The 457-nt window shown below is 74.2% G+C and carries 1 protein-coding gene; it reads right to left on the bottom strand.

Features of this window, described 5'->3' with window-relative positions; translation table 11 throughout:
* Window positions 1-115 precede the first annotated feature (115 nt).
* Window positions 116-457, bottom strand: a 342-nt coding sequence (locus I6F37_RS39440) for a hypothetical protein (RefSeq protein WP_225154293.1), incomplete at its 5' end; no start/stop codon positions are given.

Raw genomic sequence — 457 nt, 5'->3', positions numbered from 1 at the left:
GACCGCGGCGGCGGCAGGTGCCGTCAACTTCCTCCGCCACGGCCTCGGCACCGGCGCGCGCCCGGTGATCGAGGAGATCGCAGCGCAGGTCGAGCTGCGCGCGTTCGCGTAGCGCCTAGCTCACCGCAAAGGGCGGCACGAGATCCTCGCCGTCCACGATCGCCGCAGGCGCCCGGTGCGCGACCCACTCGAGGTGCGCCTGCAGCGGCGCCGCCACCCGCAGGCGCTCGAGGCCCGCGGAGAGCGCCACCGGCCGACCGATCCTGGCGGAGTGGGAGTCGCTGCCGAGCACGTGCACCAGGCCGCGGCGGGCGAGATCGAGAAGCGGCTCGGACGCTGGGCCCTCGGCGATCAGCGCGGCGGTCACCTGGACGAGGCAGCCGCGCCGCACGAGATCCGCAAGGCGGTCGCCCATATCGGCTCCCGGATGTCTCTCGGGATGAGCGATCAGCACGTG

It is taken from the genome of Bradyrhizobium sp. NBAIM08 (assembly GCF_020193935.1).
GTDB lineage: Bacteria > Pseudomonadota > Alphaproteobacteria > Rhizobiales > Xanthobacteraceae > Bradyrhizobium > Bradyrhizobium yuanmingense.
The sequence above is the reverse complement of the archived record's forward strand: the minus strand, read 5'-3'. Positions and strand labels throughout refer to the sequence as shown.